The organism is Leisingera sp. ANG-DT (genome assembly GCF_000813785.1).
Lineage (GTDB): Bacteria > Pseudomonadota > Alphaproteobacteria > Rhodobacterales > Rhodobacteraceae > Leisingera.
In genome coordinates this window covers 362,045-387,035 of sequence record NZ_JWLE01000001.1, presented here as the reverse complement: position 1 = coordinate 387,035, position 24,991 = coordinate 362,045, and the positions used below count along the sequence as shown (strand labels likewise).

Sequence of the window (24,991 nt, the reverse complement as noted above, 5' to 3'; positions counted from 1 at the left end):
CGGAGGCACGGCCCGCCAGGGCCGTTATTCCATCGGCTTCATCAGCTCAACCTCTTCCCCGTCCCGCACCGCGGTATAGAAACAGGTCCGCCGGTTGGTGTGGCAGGCTGCCCCGGTCTGGCGCACCAGCGCCAGCAGGCAGTCGCGGTCGCAGTCAATCCTCAGGTCCACCAGTTCCTGCACGTGGCCGGAAGTCTCACCCTTGATCCAGAACGCTTGCCGCGAGCGCGACCAATAGGTGACTTTGCCGGTCTCAAGCGTCTTCGCCACCGCATCGGCATTCATCCAAGCCATCATCAGCACCTCGCCGGAGGCGTCGTCCTGCGCAATGCAAGGGATCAGCCCAGCATCGTTGTAGGTCAGGCTGGCGGGATCAAAGGACATGTCTAAAAACCTTTTGCATCTGCTGTTCGGCTCCCTATGTATGGGGAACCTGCAAAATGGGAAAGACCGGGAAAGCAATGTCTGGCGATAGTGATCTGATCAAGCTGTATTCCTCGCGCATTCTGGCGCTGGCAGCCGACATTCCGCACCTCGACCGGTTGCAGGCGCCGGACGCCACGGTCAAGAAACGATCGCCCTTGTGCGGCTCTGCCGTGACCGTCGACGTCAAGGTTGAGGATGGCCGGATCACGGATTTCGGTCAGGACGTGAAGGCCTGTGCCCTGGGTCAGGCCTCTGCCGCGGTGGTAGGCGCCAATGTCATTGGCCGCTCGCAGGAAGAGGTTGAAACCGCCCGCAATCAGCTCAAGGCCATGCTGACCCAGGACGGACCGGTCCCTGATGCGCCGTTTGACGGGCTGGAAGTTCTGCAGCCTGCAAAGGAATTCAAGAACCGCCACGCCTCGATCATGCTGGCGCTGGAGGCAACTCTGGAAGCGATGCAGACCGCTGCCAAGGAGCAATGCGCCTGAGGCACTAGGTCCGCGGCACAAAACGCTCACAGCAAGGAGCACCAGACTGCCCTGCATTCTTGCAGGGCTTTGGCTTTCTATGCCCCGCACCAATGAAAAAACCGCCGCACATCCGGGCAGATGGCGGCGGCAGTCATGCTCTGTTGTGCGGGACCCGGGCGGGCCAGGCAGGATCTTGAGGCAATTCAGTCGAAGATCGGGCCGAGGGGGATCTGTACAGGCGGTTGATCCCCTAAGAACAGTCCGGGACAGGAAAGGGCCGGCCCGGCACAGCAGAGGCATTCAGGAAAACGGTACAGGCGTCAGAACAGCCCCGGCAGGTGCAGCGCCGCCACCAGCATCACCATCAGCGAGGCCGCACCGATGGCGTCCTGCAGCAGGGTTGAATGGGCGTTTTGAATGGTGGTCTTGATCTGTGCAATCATGGCTCGGGCCTCCTCCAGTCTGTGTCGCTGCTCTCTGGCAATCTTGTTGCCTCTTTGTTCTCATTTTCAGGCGCGCCTGTAAAGAACTTTTTGAGAACATTTGCGAACACAAGAGAACACCGCAGCGGAACAGTCGCGGGAGCGGAGGCTAACCCACTGAAATCAAACGGATCGCCTGATCCTGTTTCATCAGCCACAACAGAACGCGCGCCGCCTTGCCGCGCTCCCCCTCCAGCTTGGGGTCGGCAGCCAGCAGCGCCCGCGCATCGCTTTGCGCCACAGCCATCAGCCCGGCTTGGCGTTCCAGGTCGGCGATTTGGAATCGCGGCAGCCCGGATTGCGCGGTGCCGATCATATCGCCCGCCCCGCGCATCTGAAGGTCGGTCTCGGAGATCCGGAACCCGTCTTCGGTCTCGCGCAGCACCTCCAGCCGCTTGCGGCCGCCCTCGGTCAGCGGCGGCTGATACATCAAGAGGCACGTCGACTCGGCGCTGCCGCGCCCGACCCGGCCGCGCAGCTGGTGCAGCTGGGCCAAGCCGAAAATCTCGGCCCGCTCGATCACCATGATCGAGGCATTGGGCACGTTTACCCCCACTTCGATCACCGTGGTGGCCACCAGAACCTTTGTCTTTCCTTCAACAAACGCCGCCATCGCCGCGTCCTTCTCAGAGGGGGGCATCTGGCCGTGCACCAGTCCAACTGTTCCTTCGCCGAGAATAGCGCGCAGGTGCTTGAAGCGTTCTTCCGCCGCCGTCAGGTCGCTCAGCTCGGATTCGTCCACCAGCGGGCAAACCCAATAGCACTGCCGCCCCTCGGCAATCGCCTTGCGCAGGTGGTCCACCACCTCCTGCATCCGCTCCGTACTGATCACGGCTGTCTTGACCGGCTTGCGCCCCGGCGGTTTCTCATCCAGCACCGAGACATCCATGTCGCCATACTGCGCCAGCGCCAGTGAGCGCGGGATCGGTGTCGCAGTCATCACCAGAACATCGGCGCCCTTGCCCTTTTCCGCCAGCTCCATTCGCTGGCGCACGCCGAAGCGGTGCTGTTCATCGACAATCGCAAGGCGCAGGTCACGGAATTCCACGTCATGCTGGAACACTGCATGAGTGCCGACCAGAATGTGAATATCGCCGCGCTTCAGCGCGGCCAATTTTGCCTTTCGCTCAGCGCCCTTGTCGCGGCCCGTCAGGATCTCGATCACCACGCCCGCGTCTTCGGCCAGCGGCGCCAGGCCTTCCATGTGCTGCTGCGCCAGAATGCCGGTTGGGGCCATCATCACCCCCTGCCCGCCCGCTTCAACAGCTACCAGCAAGGCCATGAAAGCAACCAGCGTTTTTCCAGCACCCACATCGCCCTGCAGAAGCCTGTTCATGCGCTTGTCCGAGGCCATATCGGCAGAGATTTCCTCGATCGCGCGGGCCTGTGCGCCTGTGGGCCGGTACGGCAGCGCCTGCAGCACCTTGGACTGCAACCGTCCGGTGGCCGCACTTTGGATACCACGCGCCTTGCGCTCCTTCTGGCGCGCCAGCGCCAGGGTCAGCTGATGGGCAAAGAGTTCGTCATAGGCCAAACGCGCCCGGGCCGGCGCCTGCGGGCTGAGGTCATCCGGCCCTTGCGGCGCATGGGCAAACTGGAGCGCCTCATGCCAGGCGGGCCAGTTCTCCTTAAGCATCTGCGCCGGGTCGATCCATTCTGCCAGTTCCGGCATCCGCGCCAGCGCGCTTTGCGCCGCTTTGTACATGGTCTTTTGCGTGACCCCATGGGTCAGGCTGTAGACCGGTTCAAACTCCGGGATGCCATGCGCCTCTTCCACCGGCAGCATGTGGTCCGGATGCACCATCTGCGCGAGGCCGTCGAATAGCTCCAGCTTACCCGAGACCACCCGCCGGGATCCTTCGGGCAACTGCGCCTCCAGATAGCGGCTACGGCCGTGGAAGAAGACCAGCTGGAACTCTGTCTCCGCATCCTCGACATGAATGCGGTAGGCCCCGCCGCGGTTGCGCGCCGGGCGGTGACGGCCAATGGTCACCTCCACCGTCACAGTGGCGGGCAACTCTACCCCGAGGATGGTGTCGCGGCGGCGCCGGTCCACCACCGAATACGGCAGCGAAAACAGCAGATCCCGCGGCGTTTCGATATCAATCTGGCTGAGGCTCTGCGCCGTTTTCGGGCCGACACCCTGCAGGGTCTCAGCGCCGGCAAACAGCGGAAACAGGATCTCGGGACGCCCGCTCATGCCTCTGCGATCAGCTCCAGCCAGCCGTCTTCGTCCATAGTCCGGATACCTAGTTCCGCCGCCTTCTTGGCCTTGGAGCCAGCGCCCGGACCCGCCACCAGGATGTCGGTCTTCTTGGAGACTGAGCCGGAAACCTTGGCCCCCAGCGCCTCTGCCCGCGCCTTGGCTTCGGCCCGGGTCATCTTCTCCAGCGTGCCGGTGAAGACCACGGTCTTTCCAGCCACCGGGCTGTCCGCGGCCGGGGCATCCGGCGGCACGATGGTGAGTTTTGCCACCAGCCGGTCAAACGCCGCGCGCTCCTCTGCGTTGGCAAAGGCGTCGGACAGGGAAAGGCCCAAAACTGCGCCGATCCCGTCCACGCCAATGAGGTCGGCCCAGGCAGACGAGGCGTCCGCGGGAACATTGCAAGCCGCAACGGCTGCCGCACGGGTTTCAGAGATCTTCGCGCGCCTGCCTTCGTCAGCTGCGGCTTGACGCTCCGCCTCTTCGGCTTCATCCGCGGCCCGGTGGGCCAGCGCAGCCGGGCGGGCAGTATCAATCGCCTCCGCCATTGCCTGCCAATCCCGGTAGTGCAACGCCAGATCACGGCCAGCGACCTCGCCGGCGTGGCGGATGCCAAGGGCAAAAATCAGCTTGGCCAGCGGGATGGTTCGCTTTTCCTCGATCGCCGCGAACAGGTTCTCGGCGGACTTCTCTCCCCAGCCCTCGCGGTTCTTCAGCTGCTGCAAGCCAGACCCATAATTCGCTTGCAGATCAAAGACATCTGCAGGCTCCTTGATCCATTCATCACCGTGGAACTGCTCCACCTGCTTGGCGCCCAGCCCTTCGATGTCAAAGGCCGCTCGGGAGACGAAATGCTTCAGCTTCTCCACCGCCTGGGCGGGGCAGATGATGCCGCCGGAGCAGCGGCGCACCGCATCGCCCTCTTCCCGTTCCGCCGGGCTGCCGCACTCCGGGCAGATGTGCGGGAACTGGTAAGGTTCTGCGCCATCCGGGCGTTTGGCCAGATCCACATCGGCCACCTTGGGGATCACATCGCCGGCGCGGTAGATCTGCACCCAATCACCGATGCGGATGTCCTTGCCGCCGCGGATTTCCTCGCCCTTTGAATCGCGCCCCTGAATGTAGTCCTCATTGTGCAGCGTGGCGTTGGATACCACCACCCCGCCAACCGTCACCGGGGTGAGCCGCGCCACCGGGCTGAGCGCGCCGGTGCGGCCGACCTGAATGTCGATGGCCTCCAGCCGGGTCCAGGCAAGTTCGGCTGGGAATTTGTGCGCAATCGCCCAGCGGGGTGTGGTGGAGCGGAACCCCAGCCGCGCCTGCAGCGCCAGATCATTGACCTTGTAGACCACGCCGTCGATGTCATAGCCGAGCGTAGCTCGCTGCTCCTCGATGCTGCGGTAATGCGCGATCATGTCTTCGGTGGACGCACAGAGCCGGGTCAGCGGATTGGTCTGAAAGCCCAGGGACTTCAGCCGTTCGATTGCCTCTATCTGGGTCTCTGCCAGCGGTTCGCTCAGCTCTCCCCAGCTGTAGGCAAAGAACCGCAAGGGCCGCGCACGGGTGATTTCCGCATCCAGCTGCCGCAAGGAGCCCGCAGCCGCATTGCGCGGATTGGCAAAGGTCTTGCCGCCGCGTTCCTCGTGCCGGGCATTCAGCGCCTCGAAATCCGCGTGGCTCATGTAAACTTCGCCGCGCACTTCCAGAACGTCCGGCGCCCCTTCCAATTGCTGCGGGATGTCGGCAATGGTGCGGGCGTTGGCGGTCACGTTCTCGCCAATGCTGCCATCGCCGCGGGTCGCCGCCTGGATCAGCGTGCCGTTTTCATAACGCAGGGACAGCGACAGCCCGTCAATTTTAGGCTCCGCCGTGAAGGCCAGGGCATCCGCCGGGCTGAGGCCGAGGTACTTGCGGATGCTGCGGTCGAAATCCGCGACGTCTTCATCCTCAAAGGCATTGCCCAGCGACAGCATCCGAACGGAATGAGTGATCTTGCCAAAGCCGGACGCGGCAGGCGCGCCGACCGCGTCCAGCTGGCTGGCCGCTTCCGCGAGTTCAGGGAAAGCATCCGCAAGAGCCCGGTAGCGGCGCTTAAGCGAATCATATTCTGCATCACTGATCTCCGGCGCGTCGTCCTGGTGATAGGCCAGATCAGCCGCCCGCAACTGCTCTTCAATCGCCTCAAATTCCGCCTTAGCGTCATCTGCTGTCAGGCTGGCCACGTCTTTTTCTGTCAATTCTGCCACGCGCGGTCCCTCTTCGTTCTCCCCTCCGGTGATAAGGCTCCACGCGCGCCGCGTCCAGCGCATCTGACAGTCGGCGCACCGCAGCCGTTAAAAACAAAAAGACCCGCCCAAAGGCAGGTCTTTGCAACCGGTGGCGCATCATCACGCGCCACCCGGGTGTTCTTCCTTTCAGGCGCCGACAGCCATCCGCTGACCGCCTGACATATGATCTTCCTGCGGATCACGCAGCACATAGCCGCGGCCCCAGACAGTTTCGATGTAGTTTTCGCCGTCTGTCGCGTTGCTGAGTTTCTTACGCAACTTACAGATGAAAACATCGATGATTTTCAGTTCTGGTTCATCCATGCCGCCATAAAGATGGTTCAGGAACATCTCCTTGGTCAGCGTGGTACCCTTGCGCAGGGACAGAAGCTCCAGCATCTGGTATTCCTTGCCGGTCAGATGCACCGCCTTGCCACCGGCCTCCACCGTCTTGGCGTCCAGATTGACCGCGATCTTGCCGGTCTTGATGATCGACTGCGAATGGCCCTTGGACCGGCGGATAATCGCGTGGATCCGCGCCACCAGTTCCTCGCGGTGGAAGGGTTTGGTCAGATAGTCATCCGCGCCAAAGCCGAAGCCCTTGATCTTGTTGTCGGTATCGTCCGCACCGGACAGGATCAGAATGGGCGTTTCGATGCGGGACATGCGCAGCTGGCGCAGCACCTCATGGCCGTTCATATCCGGCAGCCCCAGATCCAAGAGGATCAGGTCATAGTCGTAAAGTTTGGCCAGATCGATCCCTTCCTCCCCCAGATCCGTCGTATAAACGTTCAGGTTGGCATGGGTCAGCATCAGCTCGATGCTCTTGGCCGTGGTCGGATCATCCTCAACCAGCAGAATGCGCATATTATTTTCTCCGCCTGTACACTGTTTCCCTCAGGTCGCGTTAACCTTGGTGGAAAAAAGTTAATGCCTCGTTACCATGATGGTTAATTTAGAATTTCAACTCAAGGGCGGCCTGATTTATTTTGCGTCCTGATCACGGAATTTCTTGAGACGTGTGGTTTTCAGGGCCTCTTCGCCATGATCGGCAACGGCTGCAACCCAGCTGCGGAACTCTTCCTCGCTCAGGCCGTAGCGGCGCATCGCCTCCTTCTGCGGCAGCAGCCCGTAGAGCACACCGCGCACCACGGCTGCCTTGCGCGAGGCCACCCAGCGCTTGGTGGTTTCCGGCGGCAAATCCGCCCGGGTCATGATGGTGCCGTCCGGCAGGGTGACTGCCCGCGGCCCGTCGACTTTCTTCAAAAACATCTTTCTTCCCTCTGAAGATCTTGTTCGTTGGGTCTGGCACCAGAATTTCCCAACAGGCTTAACGCCGCATGAACCACGCCCCTTGAGAGTCCTTAGGATTTTCATATATTCTGCGGCGCCTGCCCCCTTGCCTTCAGGAGCTGCCCCATGGCGCTGGACCACGACACGGAACTCAATTCACTCGGCTTTGCCAAACCGCCCTCGGAAACCCGGGTGGTTGTGGCGATGTCAGGCGGCGTCGACAGCTCTGTTGTTGCTGCATATTTGGCCGATCAGGGCTATGACGTGGTCGGCGTGACGCTGCAGCTCTACGATCACGGCGCGGCGCTGGCGAAAAAAGGCGCCTGCTGCGCGGGCATCGATATCCATGATGCGCGGCGCGTGGCAGAGGAACGCGGCTTCCCGCACTACGTTCTGGATTATGAGAACATTTTTAAGGATGCGGTGATTGACGAGTTCGCCGACAGCTATCTGGCTGGTGCAACCCCGGTACCCTGCATCCGCTGCAATGAGCGGGTGAAGTTCAAGGATCTCCTGGAAACCGCCAAGGACCTTGAGGCCGACTGCATGGCGACCGGTCATTACATCCAGCGCAAGATGGGCGCGCACGGGCCGGAATTGCATTCTGCTGAAGACGCCAACCGCGACCAGAGCTACTTCCTGTTCTCCACCACGCCGGAGCAGCTCGATTACCTGCGCTTCCCGCTGGGCCACCTGCCCTCCAAGGACGCCACCCGCGAGATGGCGGCCCAATACGGTCTGGCGGTGGCCGACAAGCCTGACAGCCAGGACATCTGCTTTGTGCCGGACGGCAACTACGCCAGCGTGATCGAGAAGCTGCGCCCCGGCGCAGCGGAGCCGGGCGAGATCGTGCATTCCGACGGCCGGGTGCTGGGCAGCCACGAGGGCGTCATCCACTACACCATCGGCCAGCGCCGGGGGCTGGGTATCGGCGGGCTCAGCGAACCGCTTTATGTGGTGAAACTGGATGTGGACACAAAACAGGTGGTTGTCGGCCCCAAGGAGCTGCTGGCCACCCGCACCATCCCGGTGCGCGAGATCAACTGGCTGGGCGATGAACCCTTCACAAGCCGCAAAGAATGGCATCTGAAGGTCAAGGTCCGCTCCACCCGCCCGCCGCGCGAGGCGATCATCCGGCCGCTGACTGAGACCACTGCCGAGGTAGAGCTGCTGACGCCGGAAGAAGGCGTCTCCCCCGGCCAGGCTTGCGTGTTCTACGCCAGCGAGGGCAGCCGCATCTTCGGCGGCGGCTGGATCTGGCGCGGCTACTGATCCACTGCCCGCCGGGTCAAGGGAGGCGAAGCCTCCGCGCGGCAGGCGCGGCTTGTCCTTGACGCGGCATCTTCAAAACAAAATCGGAAGAGCGCCTTAAGGGCAGACCTGCCCATAAGTGCTTCTCAGCAGAATATCCTGCAAAATTCTCGTGTTTCCCAACCGTCTGCGTTCTGCGGCTGCGGAGCGGCGCACTCCGCGCGGGAGCGCAGCTCCCGCGCAACCAGAAGCCGCGCGGCGGAGGCTTTGCATCCGGCGTGCTTCCGGCTTACCTGCCGGGCAACCGGTCCAGAACCGCACGGGCGGCGCGCAGACCGGGCTCTTCTCCGCCCTGTCCCAAGCGCTGCATGGTCAGTTCCATCGCCTCCCGCTGAGCACTGGGATTTCCGGCAGATTCCTCCAGCCGGGCGGAGATGTTCTCCGGCGTGCAGTCCGGCCCCAGGCATTCCGGCACCACCCGCGTATCGCTTACCAGATTGACCAGCGTCACCGTGTCGATCAGCGCCATGCGCTTCATGATCTGCCAGGTGAGCCACTGGAACTTGTAGGCGATCACCATCGGTGTTCGGGCGGCGGCCAGTTCCAGCGAAACGGTACCAGAGGCAGCCAGCGCCAGGCTGGCGGAGGCAAAGGCGGCGCGTTTATGCGCTTTGGCACGGTCCGGAGTATACCGGTTCGGATCAACCATGACAGTGCCCGCCGGCCAATCCTTCAGTGCGTCTTGCACCAGACCCGCGACGGGCGCGGCGGCAGGAATCACAATCCGGTAATCAGGATGCTTTGCGCAAAATTGCTCCAGGGCCCCGCCAAAGTCCGGCGCCAGCCGCGACACTTCAGACCGGCGCGATCCGGGCAGTGCCAAGACAAACGGCGCATCACCCAAACCGAATTCACTGCGGAAGGCCTGGATCTCTGCATCTGTGGCCTGAGGCTCCGACACCACCGGGTGGCCGACGAAATCGCAGTCCATGCCCGCCGCTTCCATGTAGGGCGGCTCGAACGGCAAGAGCGCCAGCACGTGATCAATGACTTCCGCCATTTTCCCGGCCCGCTTGGGCCGCCACGCCCAGACCGAAGGCGCCACGTAATGCACGGTGCGGATATTGCTTTGCGCCTTGACCAGCCGCGCCACGCGAAGGGAGAAGTCAGGGCTGTCGATGGTGATCAGCACGTCCGGCCTGGTTTCCAGCACCGCGTCCGCCGTTTCCCGGATCCGGCGCTTCAGGTGGCGGTACTTGGGCAGCACCTCCGCCAGCCCCATGACCGACAACTCATCCATTGGAAAGCGCGATACCAGCCCCTGCTCCGCCATCAGTGTGCCACCGATGCCGTCAAAACTGACGCCGGGCTCCAGTTGTTTCAGTCCTGCCATCAGCGCTCCGCCCAGCCGGTCGCCCGAAGGCTCGCCCGCCAGGATAAAGACCCGAAGGCTCATGCCTCGCGCAGCCAGAGGAACAAGCCCAGCCGGTCGCAGGCCGCAATCACCGCGTCCTGATCCAGAACGATGACACCGCCCGCCTCCAGCACAATGCCGGACAGCCCGGCTTTAGCTGCAGCCTCAACCGTCTCCACACCAATCGTGGGCAGATCGGCGCGGCGGTCCTGTGCCGGTTTCGGCGCCTTGAACAAGAGACCGCCCTGCCCGTCCGGACGATGCTGCAGCGAGGTCAGCATCCAGTCAGTGCCAAACAGGTTTTCGACCGCAATCGCTTGCCCTTTGCGCACGGCGCAGGACTGGCCGATGTCGGCAACAGACATGGCCGCGACGATCTCGGCGCCGCGTTCAGCGTCTGCCTTGTCCAGCTCACCGGGCTGCACTTTGGTCGGCACACCCGCTGCCATCAGAAGCCGCGGCGCCACCTCATGAGCCGCGCGGACGGCAAAGCCTGCCTGTTCGAAAATCCCGATAATCGCGCGCAAGGCCCCATCGTCACCAGCCGCAAGCGCCGCTTGCAGCACCGGCACCAGCGGCATCGTGGCCGCATCAATAGCAGAGGGATCAATATGCGGGCGGCGCACAGCGCCAGCCAGGCAAATCTCGGTCACTTCCGCCGCCTTCAGCCGCTCCAGAAAACTGCCGAGCTGTTCAAAGCGAAAGGTGATTTCCGGATCGACCATATCCGGTTCCGCCCCTGCCATCGCACAGATCAGCGGACGGCCCGGCGCATGCGCGGCCACTTCAGCCGGCAGCGCGCCGGTGCCTGCAATCACTGCCAGCATCGCATTAGCCTCCCGGTGTCAGGAAAGAGCGATCGCTTCCGCCGGTGATGAAGGCAACAATACGCTGCACATATTCACTGTCGGTCTCATCCCCCAGCCGCTTGGCGCGCTCCTGGAAGGTTCCTTCGCCCTGGGCCAGCATCTGAAACGCTGCGCGCAAGGCGGTGATGTCGCTGCGGGCGACTCCGCGGCGCTTCAAGCCCACCAGGTTAAGACCGTCCAGCTCGCCGCGCTGCGCCTGCACCAGGCCATAGGGAATCACGTCGTTGGTCACCATGGTAACCGCGCCGATGATGGCGCCCTTGCCGATCCGCACCCATTGATGGATGCCGGACAACCCGCCGATGATTACATCGTCCTCCAGCACGCAGTGCCCCGCCACAGCGGCAGAGTTCACCACGATCACCCGGTCGCCGACCTGGGCGTCATGGGCGATATGGCAGCCGGCCATGAAAAGACCGTCATCGCCAATACGCGTCACGCCGCCGCCGCCCTCGGTGCCGGCATTCACCGTCACATGCTCGCGGATGCGGTTGCGCTTGCCGATCACGGTCTTACACTTCTCGCCTTTGAACTTCAGGTCCTGCGGGATCTCCCCCAGCACCGCAAAGGGGAACACCACGGTCTCGTCACCGATTTCGGTATCGCCGGTGACAACTACATGGGATTTCAGAACAACCCTGTCCCCCAGAACCGCCTCGGGGCCAACCACGCAGAACGGGCCGATCTCGCAGTCCTTTCCAAGCTTGGCACCCTCTTCAATCACGGCACTGGGGTGGATCTTGCTCATTTCAGCTTTCCTCGGCCTGGCGGTCGACCATTGCGGTAAATTCAGCCTCTGCAGCCACTTCGCCCTCAACCGTCGCACGGCCCAGGAACTTGAAGATCTTGCCGCCCGGCTTGCCGCGCAGGGTTTCCACATGCATCTCCAGCACATCGCCCGGCACCACCTTGCGGCGGAACTTGCACTTGTCGATGTTCATGAAATAGATCAGCAGGTCGGTGTCGACCATATCCATGCCGACACCCAGCATCACGCCGGCGGTCTGCGCCATCGCCTCGACGATGGTCACGCCCGGCATGATCGGCGTGCCCGGAAAATGACCCTGGAAATGCGGCTCGTTCATGGTGACATTCTTGATCCCGCGCGCCGATTTATAGCTGTCGATGTCGACCACCTTGTCGACCAGCAGGAACGGATAACGGTGCGGCAGGATCCGCTGGATCAGTTGAATGTCAGCGCTTTGCAGCTCGGTGGTCATGCTTGGTTTCCCATTTACGTCAAGAATACTGCGCTGTCCCTAGCAAGCGGACAGGCTTTGGGCAAGTTCGCGCACTCAGCGGTCGCCGTCCTCATCTGCGGCGCCGTCACCCAGAACGGCATCGATCCTGGCGATTGCCAAGGCCGTGATGTCGGCCGCGTCGGCACTCAGAAACACCGAGGAATGATCGAGGATCGCCCCAGCCCCGGCTTCCCGCATGATTTGCTGCAGCACCGGCAGAGACGCCTTAATGAACTCCCGCCGGGCATCCTCGCCCATCTGGGTTATCTCGCGCAGCTTCTGGTCCTGGCGGCGGCGGGTTTCCTGGACTTTCTCATCAAAGGCATCCGCCAGAGCGCGGAAAGCTTCCGGCTCCATCTCGCTGCGCCGTTCGGTCAGGTCCAGCTCCTCCTTACGCAGTTCCGCCTCGATACGGCGGTTCTCCGCGGTCAGAACCGCGCCTTCGGCCTCAATCTCGCGTTCCACCCGCTTGCCAAAGGCGCTTTCCGAGAACAGCCGGTCCGGCTGAATCGTGAGGATGCCGCTTTGCGGCAGCCCCAGCTGAAATTCGGCCCCGCTGCTGCCCGCAGTCTCCTGTGCGCGGACGGGTGCAGTGCCGGCGCAGATCAGCGCCAGGACAAGCCCCAGCGCTGCCCTGGCTCCGGGCTTCGGCTGCCGCACCAGATCAGAACCTCGCCTGCAAGGTCAGGTCAAAGCTCTGCTCCTCGTCAAAGTCCTCTTTCTTGAGGGCTTTGGAGAAGTTGAACCTCAGCGGGCCGAACCCGGTGGTCCAAAGAAGCGAGACACCAACCACGTGGCGGAAGGATTTCTCGTGTCCGACAATGCTGTTGCTTTTGATGGTATCGACATTTTGCAGCCCCCACAGGCCGCCGACGTCATAGAAAATGCCACCGCGCATCCCCAGTTCTTCGGGCAAACCAAGCGGGAATTCTGCATCGAACCGCGCAACCGCATAGTAGTTGCCGCCCAGGAAGTCGTTGTACGGGCCATTGGGACCGCCAGAGGACCGATCCCGCGGCCCGATACCACCCGGCTCAAACCCGCGCATGACAGAAGGCGTCAGAACAAAGCGGTCGATCGTCCGGCTGTTTCCACTGCCTTCCCACTGGAATGCACCAGCCTCCAGCGTGGCGCGGATGGTGACTTCTTCGTTCCAAATCTGTTTCTGAGCAACGAGTTTTGTGGTTGCCTTGACGTATTCGGAGTCCCCGCCCAGACCTGCATAGTCAGCGCCGATTTCTACCAGGAAACCAGCAGTCGGATCGAGCCCGGTCAGGCGGCTGTCATACCGGTAGGTAAAGCCAATTGCGCTGGCATTCCGTTCACCCTGCCCAATCTCGCTGCGGATAATCGGGCCAGCCAGATTCTGGTTGGTGTCATCGTCGTCAAACTGCATCTCGTCCGCGTCCCAAGTGTAACGGACCTGCAGCGAGGTATCCTCGCCGGTATCGAACGTTAGCGCAGGCTGGAAGAAGACTCGCTTGGTCTTGTATTCGGAGAAACTGGAGTCGGTTTCATTGAGGCCCAGGTCCAGATCAAACCGCAGTTTCCGGCCCAGCAGGTAAGGCTCGGTGAAGCCCAGCACGTAGGAGTCGGATTCCGTCGCGGTGGCGATGTTCAGCGACAGCCGCTGGCCGCGGCCAAGGAAGTTGTTTTCCGTCAGGCCGATGCTCAGGCCAAAGCCGTCGGTGACCGAGTAGGCGCCGCCAAGGTTCAGCGAGCCGGTCGGCTGTTCTTCGACATCCACATCGACAATCACCTGATCGGCGGAGCTGCCTTCGCGGGTTTCGACGTCCGCATTGGCAAAGAAACCCAGCGCGCGGATCCGCTCCGCGCTGTTGCGGATGGAGCGCGGGTTGAAGGGGTCGCCTTCAACCGATGCAAACTGCTGGCGGACAACCCGGTCCAGGGTGGTGGTGTTGCCCTCGATATCGATCCGCTCGACAAAGACACGGGGGCCGCGCGTCAGCACGAATTCGATGTCCAGGGTCAGGTCACGGTCATTGCGGGTGACCCGCGGCTCAACCCGCAGGAAATCGATCTCATTGCGGACGGCCAGGCCCTCCATCCGGTCGATCGCATTTTCAACCAGAGACGGTGTGTAAGTCACACCCGGCTTGATTTTCAGCGTGGAGGCAAATTCATCCGCATCCGCTTCCGGCATTTCGCTGGTGACGGTGATATTGCCGAACTTGAACTGCTGGCCTTCGGTCACGTCAACAACCAGGAACACGGCATCGCGTTCCTCGGTCACTTCTGCGTTGGCGCTGTTCACCCGGAAGTCGACATAGCCGCGCGACAGGTAGAAGTCGCGCAGCACCTGCTTGTCGAATTCCAGCCGGTCCTCGATCAGGGTGTCGGAACGGATGAAGCCGCGCAGCAGGCCGGCCTGCTTGGTTTCCAGCACCCGGCGCAGACGGCGGTCCGAATAGACCCGGTTGCCGGTGAACGACACGCGCTCCACCTCGATGGTGTCGCCTTCGGAAATCTCGAACACCAGATCAACGCGATTGTTGCTGCGGCGGATGATCCGCGGGGTCACGCGCGAGGCCAAACGCCCCTGCACGCTGTAGGCTTCGGCAATTGCGGCGGCGTCACGCTCTGCCTGCGTAGGGTTGAACACCCGGCGCGGCGCAGATTCGATGATCTGGTCCAGCGCGTCGTCCTTGAGGCGCTTGTTGCCTTCGAAACTGATCTGATTGATGGTCGGGAACTCAGTGACCTTGATCACCAGCGTGCTGCCGCGCGGCACGATTTCCACTGTTTCAAATACGCCACTGTCAAGAATGCGCTGGTAGGCGTCGTTCAGCTCGCCTGCGCTGACCGTCTGGCCGCGCTCGATGCCGGTATAAGCGACAACGGTCGACGTCTGAATGCGCTGATTGCCCTCTACCTGCACCGAATTGAAGCGGTAGCTTTGCGCTTCTGCCGGCAGCGGTGCCAGCGCGTAACCCAGCGCAACTGCCAGAGAAATAGCAGAAACTTTGCGGTACAAGATATTGATGCCCGACTTGCGCTCGACACAGGACTTGCCTGCGATTTTCCCCCAAACCATTTTTCAGAACCCGATTTTTATAGCAGCTTTGCGACGTGCGTACCGGGTTTGAAAGCGCTTGTCAAAACCAACTGAGGCGCAACTTGAGGGCAACCGGCGCGGCGGGCTGGCGCGCCGGGTACGGGAATCACAAAGTGGCGAGCCAGGTGCCTGCTGTCAACGCTCCGGCAATGGCGAATCCGGTCAATGCCCGGTCCCAGTTCAGGCGCACCAAGAGGCCAAGGCCGCGATAGGATTGCGAGAGTGTGTGCATCGGATATCCCCCAGTTCTTCACCCGCCCGCAAGCACGGCGCTCAGCGGCGCGGGCTGCAGGTTGAGGAAAAGTTAACGGGGGAATGTGGCAGCACTTGGGCGGCACTATGGCCGCCCTTTGTTAGTGCTTCAGCTGTCGTTGATCAGCAAAACAGGTCGTTGCCCAAGGCAAACACCATCAGCGACAGCACCACAGCTATGCCAAAGGTCATCAGCACCCGCACCGCCCGGTCGCTGGGCGGACGCCCTGCCACGGCCTCATAGGCATAGAACACCAGGTGGCCGCCATCCAATGCGGGAATGGGAAACAGGTTCAGCAGGCCCACTGCAGTCGAAAGAACCGCGATGAAGCGGATAAAGCTCTCCGCCCCCTGGCTGGCCATCGCGCCGGAGGTTTCGGCAATGCCGATCGGCCCCGACAGGTTACAGGTGCTGATCGCCCCGGTGATCATGTGCTTCAGGCCAGACAGCGAGGTCTCCACCACCGCCCAGACCTGATAGCTGCCTGCCGCAAGAGCTTCACCAAATCCCGCGGCTTCGGTTGCCGGCGAAAAGGCCAGCCCGCCGACGATACCGATCCGCCAGCGGGTGGCAAAGCCGCCATCCGGCTGCGGCTCATCGGTGCGCCGCGGTGCCAGCGCCATTTCGACGGTTTCGCCGCCGCGCCAGACATCCAGCACCAGCACCTTGCCATCAGCCGCCTCAACCAGTTCCTTCAGCTGCTCAAAAGACACCAGCGGGGTGCCGTCCACTGCAACAATCACGTCATCCGGCTGCAGCCCTGCATCAGCCGCCGCGCTGCGCGGCACTACGCCGTGCACGTAAGGCGGATACAGAAAGGGCCCGTCGACCACGATCTCGTCACCGCCCCGGCGAACGGCGTACTCCAGCGGCTGCTGCTGCGGCAGCGCCTGCCGGAATGCCTCCCACGCATCGCTGTCCTGGTAGTTCGGAACAGGAACTCCCCCTGCGCTGATCAGCTCATCCCCCTGCTGCAAACCGTTCTCGAGCCCGGGCAGCGGCGCCAGGGCTCCAATGGTCAGAGGTTCGCGCATATTGCCCTGCGACAGCGCTACAGCGGTAAAGATGATGGCGGACATCACGAAGTTGAACACCGGGCCTGCCGCAACCGTCGCCGCCCGCGCCCACAAGGGCGCACCGTGCATGGTCCGGCGCAGGGCGGCGGGATCCGCGGCGGCGGCCTCCATCGCCAGCGCATCCTTGCCGGAGGCCGCATCGGAATCGCCCAGGAATTTCACGTAACCGCCAAAGGGCAGCGCCGCCACTTGCCAGCGGGTGCCGCGCTTGTCCATCCGGCTCCACAGCACCGGGCCGAACCCGATGGAGAACACCTCAGCATGAATGCCCGACCAGCGGCCGACGATGTAATGGCCGTATTCATGCACCGCCACGATCACCGACAAAGCGACGACAAAGCTGGCGATTGTATAGAGAAAACCGCCAAACTGCGGGACAAAAGAAAGTACGTCCAAAATTCTACCCTATGCGTTCTTCTGCGGCGCGCGCCGCCTGTTTCCTGGCGACATGGTCAACCCGGGTCACGTTATCAAGTGTCATTGCGGCATCTATGAGGCCGCCATCCGCCTCGATCCGCTCCAGCACTGCAGCGGTCACGGCGGCCATATCGGTGAACCGGATGCGCCCGGCAATGAACTCGTCCAGCGCCTGTTCCTTGGCCGCGTTAAACGCCGCGCCCATCAGCCCGCCCCGCTCCATCACCTCATAGGCCTGGCGCAGCGCCGGATAGCGGGCCAGGTCCGGGGCGCGGAAATTCAGCTGGCCGATGCGGGCCAGGTCCAGCCGCTCCACCGGCAGGTTCTGGCGCGCGGGCCAGTGCAGCGCATAGCCGATGGCATGGCGCATATCGGCAGCACCCAGATGTGCCATCAGCGCGCCGTCATTGAAGCCGACCAGCGCGTGCACCAGGGACTCGGGATGCACCAGCACCTCGATCTGATCGGGCCGGACACCGAAGTATTCCCGGGTTTCAATGACTTCCAGCGCTTTATTGAACATCGACGCGCTGTCGATGGTGATCCGCTGCCCCATGTCCCAATTGGGATGCGAGGACGCCTGCGCCAGGCTTGCCTTCGCCAGATCCTCCAGCGGCCAATCCCGGAAGGCACCGCCCGATGCGGTGATGACAATCCGCTCAACCGCTTCAATGTCTTCCCCCACCAGCCCCTGAAACACCGCCGAATGCTCGCTGTCGACCGGCAGCAGCCGGGCGCCGTGTTGTTCCGCGGTTTCCAGCAGCAGCCTGCCTGCGCAGACCAGCGATTCCTTGTTGGCAAGCGCCAGCGTGGTGCCGTGTTTCAGCGCCTCCAGCCCCGGGGCCAGCCCCGCAGCGCCGACAATCGCCGACATGATCCAGTCTGCCGGGCGCGCCGCCGCCTCAACCAGCGCCGCCTGCCCCGCTGCCGCTTCGACATCAGAGCCCGCCAGCGCGGCCCGCAAATCCGGCAGGCGGTCTTCAAAGGCGGTAACGGCAACATCCGCACGCAAGGCTATGGCGTCTTCGGCCAGCCTGGCGATATTCGCTCCGCCGGTCAGCGCCACCACGTCATAGGCGTCAGGCGCGCGGCGGATCAGGTCGATGGTGTTCTGTCCAATCGACCCGGTGGCGCCGAAGATCGAGATTTTCCGCATGGTCTTTCCTGACTGGTTATCCCCAGAAGGCAGCGACGGCCAGGAACATGGCCGCTGCGCCCAGCATCCCGTCAAAGCGGTCAAACAGCCCGCCATGGCCGGGAATCAGCGCACTGGAATCCTTGACGCCCATCTTGCGCTTCAGGGCGCTTTCCGCCACATCGCCGGCCTGGCTGGCCATCGACAGAAGAACCGACAGCACGACAAGGCCAAAGCCCTGCCCCAACTGCGCGGCGAAGACAGCCCCGACAATGGCAGCCGCAATCCAGCCCGACGCGGTGCCGCTCCAGGTTTTCTTGGGGCTGACACGGGGCCAGAACTTGGGTCCGCCAAGGGCCTTGCCCGCAAAATACCCGGCCACATCTGTCGCAACCACAATGCAGATCAGCCACAGCATCCAAGCCATGCCCATCTGGCCGCGCAGCCAGATAAAACCGAACCCTGCCAGCAGCACCCACAGCGCGAACCCGGTGAAGTACTGCCGCCGTTCACGGATCTGACTGAAACCGGCGGCCACAGGTGCGGCCAGCACCGGCAGCACCCACAGGGCGGGCAGCAGCGACGCCAGCAGTACCGCAACGGCTGAGATCGCGCCAAGCTGCAGCGCCGTGCCGCTGCGTGACGGCATCAGCATCCGTACCAGCTCCCACACCATGCCGCCGCAGCACAGCGCGATCAGAGCATTGAAAATGAACCCGCCAGCCCAGACCGCAAAACCGCCTGCGGCAATCATCACGATGGCAGATACAGCCCGCGGCAGCAGGTCCGCCCACCGGTCCTTGGCAGCACTCATGTCTTGACCGCCCCGAACCGGCGGTCGCGGCGGCCATAGCTGTTGCACAGCCGCTCCAGCTCCTCGCCCGAGAAATCAGGCCACAGCGTGTCGATGAACTCATATTCCGCATAGGCCGACTGCCACAGCAGGAAGTTTGAGATCCGCGCCTCGCCGCTGGTGCGGATCACCAGGTCCGGATCCGGCAGCACATGGGTGTCCAGATAGCGCGGCAGGGTTTCCTCATCGACGTGATCAGGGTCCAGCCGGCCTTCGGCCACATCCCGCGCCAGCCGCTTGGTGGCGCGTGCGACCTCATCCCGGCCGCCATAGTTCAGCGCAATGGTCAGCTGGGTGCCGCTGTTGCCTTCGGTCTTACGCTCCAGCTTGTCCATCAGATCAATCAGCTTGGCATCCAGCCGCACCCGGTCGCCGATAAAGCGCACACGGACGTTCTGTTCAGCCAAGGCGTTCATTTCCTTGGAGATGTAGCGGCGGAACAGGCTCATCAGACCGGCAACTTCGGTCTGCGTCCGTTTCCAGTTCTCAGTCGAGAAGGCAAAGATGGTCAGGTATTCCACGCCCAGACTTGGGCAGCACTCGACAACTTCACGGACCCGGCGCGCACCTGCATGGTGGCCAAACAGCCGCGGCCTGCCCCGGGCCTGCGCCCAGCGGCCGTTGCCGTCCATGATTATGGCCACATGGCGCGGGCCGGAGCGGGCCGCCGGAACTTCTCCGGCAGCACTCGCGTGCGGGTTTGTGTCTCCTGGCATACTGCCCGTCAGACCTGCATGATCTCGGCTTGCTTGGTCTCAAGCGCCTCGTCCACATGCTTGATCATCTTGTCGGTCAGCTCCTGCACCTCGGCTTCCCAGAACTTCTGATCGTCTTCCGACATGCCGTCGGCCTTGGCCTTCTTGATCTGGTCCATGCCATCGCGGCGGACGTTGCGGATCGACACCCGGGCGTGTTCGGCATACTGGCCGGCCACCTTGCCCAGTTCGCGGCGGCGCTCCTCGTTCAGCTCCGGGATCGGCAGCATGATGATGGTGCCGTTGAGCTGCGGGTTGATGCCCAGGCCGGATTCGCGGATCGCCTTCTCCACCTTGCCGACCAGGCCCTTGTCCCAGACGTTAATGGTGACCATGCGCGGCTCCGGCACGTTGACGGTGCCCACCTGGTTGATCGGCGTCGGCGAGCCGTAGGCATCCACCATCACCGGCTCCAGCATCGAGGCCGAAGCCCGGCCGGTGCGCAGCGACGCAAATTCGGTGCGCAGGTTGGCCATGGCGCCATCCATGCGGCGTTTCAGATCGTCGGTATCCAGTTCAAAATCATCAGACATGCTGCTCTCTCCCCTTATCTGAGGCGGTCTTCCATTGGCTCATAAGCCATTGGAAGGCTGATGTATAGCGATCAAGCGGAGGATTTGGTGCCGCCGGGGCGGCATCTCCTGCGCTTTGGCCGCGCCCTCCGTGATGCACGATCTAGCCTGCCTGCCGCGGAATTCACGGGATCAGCCCCGCACAGGCACTCAGGTCAGATCACAAAAAACCGCGGGCGATCACAGCCCGCGGTTTCAGCCGGCTGCTCGGCAGCTCAGCCGTGAACCTTGGTATAGGTCCCCTTGCCCGCCAGAATGCCGCGGAAACCGCCCGGCTCATCCAGCGGGAACACGATCAGAGGCAGGTTGTTGTCGCGGGCAAGCGCGATGGCGGAGGCATCCATCACCTTCAGCCGCTTGGCAAATACGTCGTCATAGCTGATTTCGTCATAACGGACCGCATCATCGTGCTGCGCCGGGTCCTTGTCGTAGACGCCATCAACCCCGTTCTTGCCCATGAAGATCGCCTCGCAGGCCATCTCGTTGGCGCGCAGCGTCGCAGCAGTGTCGGTGGTGAAATAGGGGTTGCCGGTGCCGGCAGCAAAGATGCAAACCCGTTTCTTTTCCAGGTGGCGCACAGCGCGGCGGCGGATATAGGGCTCGGCGACCTCATCCATGCGGATAGCTGAGATCACCCGGGTGAACACCCCCAGACCTTCCAGCGCCGACTGCATTGCCAGCGCGTTCATCACGGTGGCCATCATCCCCATGTAATCGGCGGTGGTGCGCTCCATCCCCTGGGCAGAGCCGGACAGCCCGCGGAAAATGTTGCCGCCGCCGATCACCATGCAGATTTCCACCCCCATGTCGTGCACGGTTTTCACCTCGCGGGCGATGCGCTGCACGGTCGGCGGATGCAGGCCGAACCCCTGGTCGCCCATCAGTGCCTCGCCCGAAATTTTCAGCATGACGCGTTTATAGGCGGCGGCCGGATCCAGTTCCGGCTTTTCTTGCGGTTGAGGCATGTTGCGCTCCAGAAGATGTGAGGGTTAATTTGCGCGGCAAAATGAAGGAATTCGCTGCCAGTTTCAATCCACGCAGCGCGCTTTCCCCGCAGTTTTGCGGAACTGGCATCAAAGATGGACTGCACCCCGATGAACCTGCCCGACATCGACCCCGGCAAACCTGTGCTGATCGCAGGCCCCACGGCCTCTGGAAAGTCCGCGCTGGCACTGGAAATTGCGGCCCGTCAGGGCGGAATCATTGTCAACGCAGACGCCAGCCAGGTCTATGATTGCTGGCGGGTGATCACCGCCCGCCCCTCGGCAGAGGAAGAGGCGCAGGCGCCACACGCGCTTTATGGCCATGTGCCTTACGACGCTGAGTATTCCGCCGGCCACTGGCTGCGCGAGGTGCTTCCGCTTCTGGACGGGCCGGAACGGTTGATCATTGTCGGCGGCACCGGTCTCTATTTCACCGCCCTGACAGAGGGCATGGCCGAAATCCCCGCCACCCCGCCCGCGGTGCGCACCGAAGGCGACAGCCTGCCGCTGGATGCGCTGCGTGCAGAACTGGATTCGGAGACCGCGGGCCGTATCGACCTGATGAACCGCGCCCGGGTGCAGCGCGCCTGGGAAGTGCTGAAAGCCACCGGACGCCCCCTGGCCAGTTGGCAGGACGATACCCCTGCCCCGGCGCTGCCGCTGCAGAACTGCACGGCAATGGTTCTGAACTCGGATAAGAAATGGCTGGAGGCGCGCATCCGCAAACGCTTCGGACTTATGCTGGATCAGGGAGCGATGGCCGAGATCGACGCCATGCGCAGCCGCTATGACCCCGCGCTGCCATCCTGCAAAGCCATCGGCGTGCCGGAACTGATGGGCTACGCCGACGGCCGCCTGACGCTTGAGGAAGCGGAAGAGCGCGCCGCCGTCGCCACCCGGCAGTTTGCCAAACGGCAGCGCAGCTGGTTCCGCGCCCGGATGAAGGATTGGCACCAGATCTCGCTCGATTGAGCCCGCACCGTCTCGCGCCAGCCCCTAAAACTTTCATCATTTCAGCCTTCAGCAAGCGGAATCTTGCCAGAATCAGCGATCCGTGACCTGCTGCGGCCACCAAAACCGGTTCTGCTGCTTAAGATTGCTGATGCCCTTTGATTCAGATCTTCCCAGAGAGTTCCATGCCGCGCCGCTGGTCCGGCTGGCACCGGACGGCGGCTGGCAGACTGCATTGGCCCACAGCCGAAACGAACACCTGCTGATCTGGATCACGCGCGGGCAAGGCCGCTTCTTCCTGAATGGGGAGCAGCGCGGCTTCGGCCTGCATAGTGTCATTTTTGTGCCGGCCGGGGCACTTTGGTCGGCCGAATTCTCCCGCCAGTGCCTGGGCCAGGTGCTATCGATGACAGGCCCCTTGCTGCCGCCCTTTCCTGAAGCCCCTGTGCACAAGCGCTTCACCAGCCTGCAGGAGCAAACCGGCCTGGGCGGGCACTTCGAGGCGATCAGCCGCGAGCAGGCTGCACAAGGGCAGCATTGGCACCGCGCCGTGCAAGCCCATAGCGAGCTTGCAGCCGTCGCTCTGCAACGTCAGCCGGACACGGCACCTCGGCAATCTGCGGCGCTGCGCCTGTGCCGGGCCTACTGCCAGCGCATTTCCGGGGTGCAGGGCTGCCAGACCACAATGGCTGCGCATGCTGAGGCCCTGAACGTGACCCCGACACATCTGACGCGGGTCTGCAAAGCTGCCGCTGGCAAGACCGCAGCGTCCCTTCTGACAGAGCGCCAGCTGCACGCCGCACGGACACTGTTGATCACTTCAGATATACCCATTCGCGACATTGCCGCCCGGCTGGGCTTTGGCAGCGCCGCCTATTTCACACGCTTCATCACGCAGCATACCGGCCAGCCCCCCAGCGGATTGCGCGATTCCGCCCGCAAAAAACTGCAATAGCCTGATCCGTCAGCAGAATCCTGCCGCATGGCCCGCCACACCGGAAATCCCTTCAAATGCTGGCCCTATTACTGGGCAGTTTTGAACAGTATGCGGATGTATGCCGCCCCGAATAATAAAACCGACGCCGGAAATGTCGTATTTTTACACGGAAACGACGAAACTGTGCATTGACGAAACGCCGTATCTCTGCCGGAATGCAGGCATGGGGAAACTTTAATCCAAAACCTGAACCAAAATCGCCTGGCACACCGCCGGGCCAATATCCGTTTCGCACAAAAATGACCGAACGGTACGACAGGGAGACTTAAATGACCAAAGACACCATCAACGGAGCCCCGATCCATTGGGCCGCCAAGATGCACGCCAAGGAAGTGCTGGACGGCAAGCTGGACCGCAGGGAATTCCTGACCCGCGCCACCTCGCTGGGCGTCACTGCCGCCGCTGCCTATGGCATGATCGGCCTGGCCGCCCCGGTTAAGGCGGCAGAAGAGAAAAAGCAGGGCGGCACACTTCGGGTGCAAACCGAAGTCCGCCCGCTGAAGGACCCGCGCACCTTTGACTGGTCGCAGATGGCCAACAAGACCCGCGGCACCATCGAATACCTGGTGGAATACAACAACGACGGCTCCTTCACCGGCATGCTGCTGGAAAGCTGGGAGATCAACGAAGACGCCACCGTCTACACCCTGAACGTCCGCCAGGGCGTCAAGTGGAACAACGGTGACGACTTCACCGCCGACGACGTTGCCCGCAACATCGCAGGCTGGTGCGACAAGGGCCTGGAAGGCAACTCCATGGCCGGCCGTTTCGCAACCCTGATCGACAGCGAAACCGGCCAGGCAGTCGAGGGCGGCATCGAAGTCGTCGACAGCCACACCGTCAAGCTGAACCTGCCGGCCTCCGATATTTCGCTGATCGCGGGCATGGCCGACTATCCGGCGGCCATCGTGCACTCCTCCTTCCAGACCAACGACTTCACCCAGAACGTCGGCACCGGCCCGTTCCTGCTGACCGAACTGGAAGTCGGCGTGCGCTCTGTTCTGGAACGCAACGACGACCACACCTGGTGGGGCGAGGCGATCTATGGCAAGCCGGCACTGGACCGCATCGAATACGTCGATTTCGGCACCGACCCGTCCTCCTGGCTGGCGGCCCTGGAATCCGACGAAGTCGACATGCTCTATGAATCGGTGGGCGAATTCATCGACGTGATGGACGGCCTCGGCTACAAGAAGTCCGAAGTTGTCACCATGTCCTCGATCGTGATCCGCACCAACCAGCTGGCGGAAATCGACGGCAAGCAGCCCTATGCCGACAAGCGCGTCCGCAAGGCGATCCAGATGGCGGTCGACAACTCCGTCTGCCTGGAGCTGGGCTACGGCGGCCGCGGCGAAACTGCGGAAAACCATCACGTCGGCCCGATCCACCCGGAATACGCCGAACTGCCGCCGCAGAAGGTTGACCCCGCAGGTGCCAAGGCACTGATGGAAGAAGCCGGCATGATGGATTTCGAGCATGAAATCCTGTCGATCGACGACGACTGGCGCCGGAACACCACCGATGCGGTGGCGGCACAGCTGCGCGATGCTGGCTTCAAGGTTAAACGGACCGTTCTGCCGGGCTCGACTTTCTGGAACGACTGGGCCAAATACCCGTTCTCCTCGACCAACTGGAACCACCGTCCGCTGGGCGTGCAGATCTGGGCGCTGGCCTACAAATCCGGTGAAGCCTGGAACGAGTTTGGCTGGTCCAACCCGGAATTCGACGCCCTGCTAGAGCAAGCCCTGTCGATCGCTGACGCCGACAAGCGCCGCGAAATCTCTGCCAAGGGCCAGGCTCTGATCCAGGAAGAGGGCGTGACCATTCAGCCCTACTGGCGTTCGCTGTACCGCCACATGCGCGAAGGTGTTGTCGGTGCCGACATGCACGTCTCCTTCGAGCATCACCACTACAAGTGGGGCTGGGCAGCCTAAGCCCCGCCGGCTCCCGCCTCTTGCACCGCCCCTCCTCCGGGGCGGTGCTTTCCAGCTCAAAAGATAAGAGACC

The 24,991-nt window shown here is 62.7% G+C and carries 24 protein-coding genes; 5 read left to right on the top strand and 19 right to left on the bottom strand.

Going from position 1 to position 24,991, the window contains the following annotated elements; all coding sequences use genetic code 11:
• Window positions 1–24: 24 nt before the first annotated feature.
• Window positions 25–384, bottom strand: a complete 360-nt coding sequence (gene hisI / locus RA21_RS01895; protein WP_039145754.1) for a phosphoribosyl-AMP cyclohydrolase — start codon at window positions 382–384, stop codon at window positions 25–27.
• A gap of 77 nt (window positions 385–461) precedes the next feature.
• On the opposite strand from hisI, the gene RA21_RS01890 reads away from it, so the two are divergent.
• Window positions 462–914 carry an iron-sulfur cluster assembly scaffold protein gene (locus tag RA21_RS01890; protein WP_019296174.1) on the top strand — a complete coding sequence of 151 codons (453 nt, stop codon included), beginning with the start codon at window positions 462–464 and terminating at the stop codon, window positions 912–914.
• Window positions 915–1,216: 302 nt separating this feature from the next.
• On the opposite strand, the gene RA21_RS23395 is transcribed toward RA21_RS01890, so the two are convergent.
• The 5 genes from RA21_RS23395 to sciP form a co-directional block, all read right to left on the bottom strand.
• Entirely contained in the window at window positions 1,217–1,339 is a 123-nt protein-coding gene (locus RA21_RS23395; RefSeq protein ID WP_019296173.1) for a hypothetical protein, read from the bottom strand.
• A 148-nt stretch (window positions 1,340–1,487) separates the two neighbouring features.
• On the bottom strand, window positions 1,488–3,578 hold the full coding sequence (gene recG, locus RA21_RS01885; protein WP_039145752.1) for an ATP-dependent DNA helicase RecG: 2,091 nt from the start codon (window positions 3,576–3,578) through the stop codon (window positions 1,488–1,490).
• A complete protein-coding gene (ligA, locus tag RA21_RS01880) occupies window positions 3,575–5,827 on the bottom strand; it encodes an NAD-dependent DNA ligase LigA (protein ID WP_052257586.1) in 2,253 nt (750 codons plus the stop codon). The genes recG and ligA overlap by 4 nt, the downstream gene beginning before the upstream one ends.
• A 168-nt stretch (window positions 5,828–5,995) precedes the next feature.
• Window positions 5,996–6,715, bottom strand: a complete 720-nt coding sequence (gene ctrA / locus RA21_RS01875) for a response regulator transcription factor CtrA (RefSeq protein WP_019296170.1) — start codon at window positions 6,713–6,715, stop codon at window positions 5,996–5,998.
• A gap of 117 nt (window positions 6,716–6,832) precedes the next feature.
• Window positions 6,833–7,120 (bottom strand): CtrA inhibitor SciP, encoded by a 288-nt coding sequence (sciP, locus tag RA21_RS01870; protein ID WP_019296169.1) that lies wholly within the window; start codon window positions 7,118–7,120, stop codon window positions 6,833–6,835.
• A gap of 147 nt (window positions 7,121–7,267) precedes the next feature.
• On the opposite strand from sciP, the gene mnmA reads away from it, so the two are divergent.
• The gene (gene mnmA / locus RA21_RS01865; protein WP_039145750.1) at window positions 7,268–8,413 is read left to right on the top strand and encodes a tRNA 2-thiouridine(34) synthase MnmA; all 1,146 of its coding nucleotides are present in this window, start codon (window positions 7,268–7,270) and stop codon (window positions 8,411–8,413) included.
• 268 nt (window positions 8,414–8,681) lie between these two features.
• Here the strand turns inward: mnmA and lpxB are convergent, their stop codons facing one another.
• From lpxB to pyrH, 13 genes are all read right to left on the bottom strand, one after another.
• On the bottom strand, window positions 8,682–9,848 hold the full coding sequence (gene lpxB / locus RA21_RS01860) for a lipid-A-disaccharide synthase (protein ID WP_039145749.1): 1,167 nt from the start codon (window positions 9,846–9,848) through the stop codon (window positions 8,682–8,684).
• Window positions 9,845–10,633: an LpxI family protein gene (locus RA21_RS01855; protein WP_039145744.1), complete on the bottom strand. Its 789-nt coding sequence runs from the start codon at window positions 10,631–10,633 to the stop codon at window positions 9,845–9,847. Before RA21_RS01855 ends, lpxB begins: the two co-directional genes overlap by 4 nt.
• 4 nt (window positions 10,634–10,637) lie before the next feature.
• On the bottom strand, window positions 10,638–11,423 hold the full coding sequence (gene lpxA, locus RA21_RS01850; protein ID WP_039145743.1) for an acyl-ACP--UDP-N-acetylglucosamine O-acyltransferase: 786 nt from the start codon (window positions 11,421–11,423) through the stop codon (window positions 10,638–10,640).
• Between the two features lies 1 nt (window position 11,424).
• Window positions 11,425–11,895: a 3-hydroxyacyl-ACP dehydratase FabZ gene (gene fabZ / locus RA21_RS01845; protein WP_019296164.1), complete on the bottom strand. Its 471-nt coding sequence runs from the start codon at window positions 11,893–11,895 to the stop codon at window positions 11,425–11,427.
• 75 nt (window positions 11,896–11,970) lie between these two features.
• Window positions 11,971–12,525, bottom strand: a complete 555-nt coding sequence (locus RA21_RS01840) for an OmpH family outer membrane protein (RefSeq protein WP_443136561.1) — start codon at window positions 12,523–12,525, stop codon at window positions 11,971–11,973.
• A 55-nt stretch (window positions 12,526–12,580) separates the two neighbouring features.
• Window positions 12,581–14,971, bottom strand: a complete 2,391-nt coding sequence (gene bamA, locus RA21_RS01835) for an outer membrane protein assembly factor BamA (protein ID WP_039145741.1) — start codon at window positions 14,969–14,971, stop codon at window positions 12,581–12,583.
• A 127-nt stretch (window positions 14,972–15,098) separates the two neighbouring features.
• Window positions 15,099–15,224, bottom strand: a complete 126-nt coding sequence (locus RA21_RS23390) for a hypothetical protein (protein WP_275041215.1) — start codon at window positions 15,222–15,224, stop codon at window positions 15,099–15,101.
• Window positions 15,225–15,367: 143 nt separating this feature from the next.
• The gene (gene rseP / locus RA21_RS01830; protein WP_039145739.1) at window positions 15,368–16,717 is read right to left on the bottom strand and encodes an RIP metalloprotease RseP; all 1,350 of its coding nucleotides are present in this window, start codon (window positions 16,715–16,717) and stop codon (window positions 15,368–15,370) included.
• A gap of 4 nt (window positions 16,718–16,721) precedes the next feature.
• On the bottom strand, window positions 16,722–17,894 hold the full coding sequence (dxr, locus tag RA21_RS01825; RefSeq protein WP_039145737.1) for a 1-deoxy-D-xylulose-5-phosphate reductoisomerase: 1,173 nt from the start codon (window positions 17,892–17,894) through the stop codon (window positions 16,722–16,724).
• Window positions 17,895–17,910: 16 nt separating this feature from the next.
• A complete protein-coding gene (locus RA21_RS01820; protein ID WP_019296158.1) occupies window positions 17,911–18,687 on the bottom strand; it encodes a phosphatidate cytidylyltransferase in 777 nt (258 codons plus the stop codon).
• On the bottom strand, window positions 18,684–19,442 hold the full coding sequence (locus RA21_RS01815; RefSeq protein WP_039145736.1) for an isoprenyl transferase: 759 nt from the start codon (window positions 19,440–19,442) through the stop codon (window positions 18,684–18,686). The genes RA21_RS01820 and RA21_RS01815 overlap by 4 nt, the downstream gene beginning before the upstream one ends.
• 8 nt (window positions 19,443–19,450) lie before the next feature.
• Entirely contained in the window at window positions 19,451–20,014 is a 564-nt protein-coding gene (gene frr / locus RA21_RS01810; protein ID WP_019296156.1) for a ribosome recycling factor, read from the bottom strand.
• 254 nt (window positions 20,015–20,268) lie between these two features.
• Window positions 20,269–21,018: a UMP kinase gene (gene pyrH, locus RA21_RS01805; RefSeq protein WP_019296155.1), complete on the bottom strand. Its 750-nt coding sequence runs from the start codon at window positions 21,016–21,018 to the stop codon at window positions 20,269–20,271.
• 114 nt (window positions 21,019–21,132) lie between these two features.
• On the opposite strand from pyrH, the gene miaA reads away from it, so the two are divergent.
• From miaA to RA21_RS01790, 3 genes are all read left to right on the top strand, one after another.
• Window positions 21,133–22,008, top strand: coding sequence for a tRNA (adenosine(37)-N6)-dimethylallyltransferase MiaA (gene miaA, locus RA21_RS01800; RefSeq protein ID WP_241483459.1), 876 nt, complete (start codon window positions 21,133–21,135; stop codon window positions 22,006–22,008).
• A gap of 130 nt (window positions 22,009–22,138) precedes the next feature.
• Window positions 22,139–22,942: a helix-turn-helix transcriptional regulator gene (locus RA21_RS01795; protein WP_039145735.1), complete on the top strand. Its 804-nt coding sequence runs from the start codon at window positions 22,139–22,141 to the stop codon at window positions 22,940–22,942.
• Between the two features lie 311 nt (window positions 22,943–23,253).
• A complete protein-coding gene (locus tag RA21_RS01790; protein WP_039145733.1) occupies window positions 23,254–24,918 on the top strand; it encodes an ABC transporter substrate-binding protein in 1,665 nt (554 codons plus the stop codon).
• Window positions 24,919–24,991: the final 73 nt, after the last annotated feature.

Bases quoted from the DNA above. Each gene is read 5' to 3' on its own strand.
- hisI (WP_039145754.1), bottom strand. From the start codon at position 384: ATGTCCTTTGATCCCGCCAGCCTGACCTACAACGATGCTGGGCTGATC.
- RA21_RS01890 (WP_019296174.1), top strand. From the start codon at position 462: ATGTCTGGCGATAGTGATCTGATCAAGCTGTATTCCTCGCGCATTCTG.
- RA21_RS23395 (WP_019296173.1), bottom strand. From the start codon at position 1,339: ATGATTGCACAGATCAAGACCACCATTCAAAACGCCCATTCAACCCTG.
- recG (WP_039145752.1), bottom strand. From the start codon at position 3,578: ATGAGCGGGCGTCCCGAGATCCTGTTTCCGCTGTTTGCCGGCGCTGAG.
- ctrA (WP_019296170.1), bottom strand. From the start codon at position 6,715: ATGCGCATTCTGCTGGTTGAGGATGATCCGACCACGGCCAAGAGCATC.
- sciP (WP_019296169.1), bottom strand. From the start codon at position 7,120: ATGTTTTTGAAGAAAGTCGACGGGCCGCGGGCAGTCACCCTGCCGGAC.
- mnmA (WP_039145750.1), top strand. From the start codon at position 7,268: ATGGCGCTGGACCACGACACGGAACTCAATTCACTCGGCTTTGCCAAA.
- lpxB (WP_039145749.1), bottom strand. From the start codon at position 9,848: ATGAGCCTTCGGGTCTTTATCCTGGCGGGCGAGCCTTCGGGCGACCGG.
- RA21_RS01855 (WP_039145744.1), bottom strand. From the start codon at position 10,633: ATGCTGGCAGTGATTGCAGGCACCGGCGCGCTGCCGGCTGAAGTGGCC.
- lpxA (WP_039145743.1), bottom strand. From the start codon at position 11,423: ATGAGCAAGATCCACCCCAGTGCCGTGATTGAAGAGGGTGCCAAGCTT.
- fabZ (WP_019296164.1), bottom strand. From the start codon at position 11,895: ATGACCACCGAGCTGCAAAGCGCTGACATTCAACTGATCCAGCGGATC.
- bamA (WP_039145741.1), bottom strand. From the start codon at position 14,971: ATGGTTTGGGGGAAAATCGCAGGCAAGTCCTGTGTCGAGCGCAAGTCG.
- RA21_RS23390 (WP_275041215.1), bottom strand. From the start codon at position 15,224: ATGCACACACTCTCGCAATCCTATCGCGGCCTTGGCCTCTTGGTGCGC.
- dxr (WP_039145737.1), bottom strand. From the start codon at position 17,894: ATGCGGAAAATCTCGATCTTCGGCGCCACCGGGTCGATTGGACAGAAC.
- RA21_RS01820 (WP_019296158.1), bottom strand. From the start codon at position 18,687: ATGAGTGCTGCCAAGGACCGGTGGGCGGACCTGCTGCCGCGGGCTGTA.
- RA21_RS01815 (WP_039145736.1), bottom strand. From the start codon at position 19,442: ATGCCAGGAGACACAAACCCGCACGCGAGTGCTGCCGGAGAAGTTCCG.
- frr (WP_019296156.1), bottom strand. From the start codon at position 20,014: ATGTCTGATGATTTTGAACTGGATACCGACGATCTGAAACGCCGCATG.
- pyrH (WP_019296155.1), bottom strand. From the start codon at position 21,018: ATGCCTCAACCGCAAGAAAAGCCGGAACTGGATCCGGCCGCCGCCTAT.
- miaA (WP_241483459.1), top strand. From the start codon at position 21,133: ATGGACTGCACCCCGATGAACCTGCCCGACATCGACCCCGGCAAACCT.
- RA21_RS01795 (WP_039145735.1), top strand. From the start codon at position 22,139: ATGCCCTTTGATTCAGATCTTCCCAGAGAGTTCCATGCCGCGCCGCTG.
- RA21_RS01790 (WP_039145733.1), top strand. From the start codon at position 23,254: ATGACCAAAGACACCATCAACGGAGCCCCGATCCATTGGGCCGCCAAG.